Raw genomic sequence first — 4,180 nt, forward strand, 5'->3', positions numbered from 1 at the left:
ACGCGGGGGAGGGCGCTCGACGGGGGAGGCCGGGGACACGCCGGGCGCCCCGCCGGGGAACTCGGGTGCTGGTCCCGGGAGTAGGGCAGGTGTGAACAATGCACAGGGGGATCCCTCGACCGGGTGGAGCCGATGGAACACAGGGAGGGCGATACGGGTGCCCAGGCCCGTACGCCGTTGAAGGACCGGACGCCGGGCGGCGGCGGGCGCCGCGGGCCCGTGGTGGGACTCGCCGCGGACGGCCCCGCCGACGCGGAACGCCGGCGCGGGGTGCGCCGGATGAAGGCCTTCGCCACCGGGCTCCTGGTGACGGTGGCCGTGGTGTACGCGCTGGCCACCTGGGCCAGGTCGGCCGGGGCCGGTGGCTGGGCCGGGTATGTGTCGGCGGCCGCCGAGGCCGGGATGGTCGGTGCGCTGGCCGACTGGTTCGCGGTCACCGCCCTGTTCCGGCGGCCGATGGGGCTGCCCATCCCGCACACCGCCATCATCCCGACCAAGAAGGACCAGCTGGGCGCCAGCCTCGGCGAGTTCGTCGGGGAGAACTTCCTCTCCTCCGAGGTGGTGCGGGCCCGGCTGCGCGCGGTCGGGGTGGGCGGCCGGCTGGGGGCCTGGCTGGCCGAGCCCGCCCACGCCGACCGGGTCACCGAGGAGCTGGCCACCGCGCTGCGCGGGGCGCTCACCGTACTGCGCGACTCCGATGTGCAGGCCGTGGTGGGCGAGGCGGTCACCCGGCGCGCGAACGCCCAGGAGGTCGCCCCGGCGCTGGGCGCGCTACTGGAGAAGGTGGTCGCGGGCGGCGGTCACCGCCGGATGGTGGACCTGGTCTGCGTACGCGCCCATGAGTGGCTGGAGCGGCACGGCGAGTCGGTGATGCGGGCGGTGGAGGGCGGTGCGCCCGGCTGGACGCCGCGGTTCGTCGACCGCAAGGTGGGCGAGCGGGTCTACCGGGAGCTGCTGCGCTTCGTCGGGGAGATGCGGGACATGCCCGACCATCCGGCGCGGGCCGCGGTGGACCGCTTCCTGGCCGACTTCGCCACGGACCTGAAGGCCGACCCGGACACCCGGCGCCGGGTCGAGGGGCTGAAGTCGGAGCTGCTCGGGCGGCCCGAGGTGCAGGACCTGATCGCCTCCACCTGGGCGGCGGTCCGGGACACGATCGTGGCCGCGGCGGAGGACGAGCGCAGCGAGCTGCGGCTGCGGGCGCGCGCCTCGATCCTCTCGCTGGGGGCCCGGATGACCGCCGACCGGCGGTTGCGGGCCAAGGTGGACGGCTGGCTGGAGGACGCGGCCGGCTATCTGGTGACGACCTACCGGGACGAGATCACCGGGCTGATCACCGAGACCGTGGCCGGCTGGGACGCCGAGCACACCTCGCGGAAGATCGAGGCCCACATCGGCCGGGACCTGCAGTTCATCCGGATCAACGGCACGGTGGTGGGCGCGCTGGCCGGTCTGGCGATCTACACCGTCTCGCGGGCGCTGGGGGCGTGACCCCGGACGGGAGCCTCCGGGCGGGCCGGCGCGTACGCACCGGCCGGCCTCCGTACGCGGTCCTGCCCGTCGGCCGACCTGCCCCGGAAAGGGTCCTGGCAGCCAGGAAGCCCAGATGCTCGACCTGGGCTTCCTGGTGTCCCGCTGTTCCATGTCACGTCAGCGCCTGCGAGGTGGGCTTCCTTCGCCGGCATTGTCCGGATCAGGTGAATGGAGGTCGCCTTCCGGTCTTGCGACTTTCTGGCCTCTCAGCCCGGCATTCGGCTCACACGGCCGAGGTGCTGGCCCCGCCATGTACTCCTAGCGCCGAGCTCCCTCGCTCGCCCCACAGGCTTACTAAAAGAGTAGCCCCGCCCCTTCTGTGATGAAAAGGGGTGATTTCTAGATTTTTTCCATCCGCACCGTGCGGCCCTCGACGGCCGAGGTGCGGGCGGCCTCCAGGACGCGGAGGGCGGCGGCGGCCTCGACGGCGGTGACCGGCGGTTCGCCCCCGTGCCGCAGGGCCGCCGCGATGGCCGCGTAGTACGCCGGGTAGTCGCCGGGCACACTGGGCACCGCTTCCCCACCGCCGGTCAGCGGCGACTCGCCGGCGCCCAGCCGCCCCCAGGAGGACGCGGGCTCCTCGCCCCAGGGGGTGCCGTCCCGGCCGGGACGCAGCCCCTCGCGGAGTGCGGCCTCCTGGGGGTCGAGCCCGTACTTCACATAGCCGGCGCGGCTGCCCAGCACCCGGAAGCGCGGGCCGAGCTGGGCGGTGGTGGCGCTCATCCACAGATGGCTGCGGACTCCGCCGGCGTGGGTGAGGGCGATGAACACGTCGTCGTCGGCCTCCGCACCGGGACGGCGCACATCCACCTCGGCGTGGACGGAGGCGGCCGGGCCGAACAGGGTGAGGGCCTGGTCCACCAGATGGCTGCCCAGGTCGTAGAGGAGTCCGCCGATCTCGGCCGGGTCGCCGGACTCCCGCCAGCCGCCCTTGGGCTTGGGGCGCCAGCGCTCGAAGCGGGACTCGAACCGCCACACCTCGCCGAGCGCGCCCTGGTCGAGCAGCTGCCGCAGGGTGAGGAAGTCGTTGTCCCAGCGGCGGTTCTGGAAGGCGCTCAGCAGCAGCCCGCGGGCGGCGGCGAGCGCGGCCAGCTCCTCGGCCTCGGCAGCGGTCGCGGCCAGCGGCTTGTCCACCACCACCGGCAGACCGGCCCGCAGCGCCGCCTCGGCCAGCGGCACATGGGTGCGGTTGGGGGAGGCGATGACGATCAGGTCCAGTTCCCCGGCCCGCTGCCACAGCTCGCCCGGTGCGTCCGCGAACCTCACCTGGGAGTGCTCGGCCAGGGCCTGCCGCCGCCGCTCGGGATCGCGGGTGACCACGGTGTCCAGGACCAGGCCCTCGGTGGCCGCGACCAGCGGGGCGTGAAAGACGGAACCGGCCAGACCGAAGCCGATCAGGCCGACGCGGAGGGGAGCGGTGGGGGTGCCGGGAGTGTCATCCATGCGGACACTCTGACAACGTCGTTGCCGAAGGCCAAGGCCGACTCCCGCCGTGCCGAGCCGTCGGGCCGGCGGCCCCGTTCGCCCATCCGGTCGTACCGGGCGCGAGCGGGGGGCGGCTGATCGAGGGGTTCTGCACGCCCAACCGGAGGCTGTCGTCGGCCGCCTCCCCGGCCGCGCGGGCCGGGACGGGGAAGGTCGGTGACAGCCCGGAAGACACGGGCCGGAACGCGCGGGCCCGGTCGAGCACCAGGTCCGCACACGGTCTGTCGGATCCCCGAGGTCTGCCATGCGTCTGCCCACTGCCCCCGCCGTCCCCGCCTCGACCGCGCCCACCCGGAGCGTCCGTGTCCCGGCCCTCCGTGCCCCGGCCGTCTGCGCCGCCGTGGTCGTGCTCTCGGTGGGGCCCGCCCCGTTCCGGTCGGACGACCTCGCCCCGTCCGCCGTACCGCGTCCCCTCGCCGCCGCCGCGCGCCAGGCCGCGGCCCCGGTACGGGAGGGGCTCCCGCCGGCGCCCCCGGCCCCGGACTGCGGCGCGGCGGGCGAGGTCGCCCCGCACGCGGAACTACGCGCCGGGCCCAGCGCCTTTCCGCGCGGTGGCTACTGGCGGGCCTGGCACCTGGAGCTGCGCAACACCACGGGCGCCGACTGCCGCGGCGTCCACCCGGTGGTGCTGCTCGCCGACCGTTCCCGCAGGCTGCGGCCCCACGACATCCGCTTCGAGTTCTACGACGAACGCGGCGCCCAGTGGCGCCCGGTGCGCTTCCGGTCCACCCCCGGGGGCGAGAACGCGGGCGTCTTCACCGGCAGGCGGTTCGCGGGGTTCACGGTGCCCGCGCACGGCGATCTGACCGTGGCGCTGCGCTCCCGGTTCGCGGCGGACGGACCGCTCGGCCCGGTCACCGCGACGGTGAGCGCCGGCCGGCCGAGCGGGGCGGACGCGACCGGGGCCGGGTGGTCCGGCCAGGTCACCTTCCGCATCACCGACCACCCGGCCCGGCGCCCCGGTGCCGCCCCGTCCACCGGAGGGGGCGGGCCGGAGCGCCCACCCGGCGCCCTGGCGGAGACGGGCCGCGCGGTGCGGATCTCCCGCCAGGTGCTGCTGCCGCTCGCCGGTGCCGCCGCGGTCCTGCTCACCGGGGGCGGCCTGCTCCTCTACGCCCGCCGCACACGCCGCCGCTGACCGGGGCGGGGGCGGGCGGGGCGG

3 protein-coding genes are annotated in these 4,180 nt (G+C 75.6%); 2 read left to right on the forward strand and 1 reads right to left on the reverse strand.

Annotation, left to right across the window (positions count from 1 at the left end; genetic code table 11):
* Positions 1-132 precede the first annotated feature (132 nt).
* On the forward strand, positions 133-1,491 hold the full coding sequence (locus tag E4099_RS29830; RefSeq protein WP_135342230.1) for a DUF445 domain-containing protein: 1,359 nt from the start codon (positions 133-135) through the stop codon (positions 1,489-1,491).
* Between the two features lie 381 nt (positions 1,492-1,872).
* Here E4099_RS29830 and E4099_RS29835 read toward each other — a convergent pair whose 3' ends face one another.
* A complete protein-coding gene (locus E4099_RS29835) occupies positions 1,873-2,976 on the reverse strand; it encodes a Gfo/Idh/MocA family oxidoreductase (protein ID WP_135342231.1) in 1,104 nt (367 codons plus the stop codon).
* A gap of 286 nt (positions 2,977-3,262) precedes the next feature.
* Between E4099_RS29835 and E4099_RS33335 the strand changes: the two genes are divergently transcribed.
* On the forward strand, positions 3,263-4,156 hold the full coding sequence (locus E4099_RS33335) for a hypothetical protein (protein ID WP_167828526.1): 894 nt from the start codon (positions 3,263-3,265) through the stop codon (positions 4,154-4,156).
* Positions 4,157-4,180: the final 24 nt, after the last annotated feature.

Source organism: Streptomyces palmae, from assembly GCF_004684805.1.
In the GTDB taxonomy this organism is placed as follows: domain Bacteria; phylum Actinomycetota; class Actinomycetes; order Streptomycetales; family Streptomycetaceae; genus Streptomyces; species Streptomyces palmae.

What these genes read in the sequence shown, in the direction of transcription:
- E4099_RS33335 (WP_167828526.1), top strand. Translation starts at nt 3,263, where the DNA reads ATGCGTCTGCCCACTGCCCCCGCCGTCCCCGCCTCGACCGCGCCCACC.
- E4099_RS29835 (WP_135342231.1), bottom strand. Translation starts at nt 2,976, where the DNA reads ATGGATGACACTCCCGGCACCCCCACCGCTCCCCTCCGCGTCGGCCTG.
- E4099_RS29830 (WP_135342230.1), top strand. Translation starts at nt 133, where the DNA reads ATGGAACACAGGGAGGGCGATACGGGTGCCCAGGCCCGTACGCCGTTG.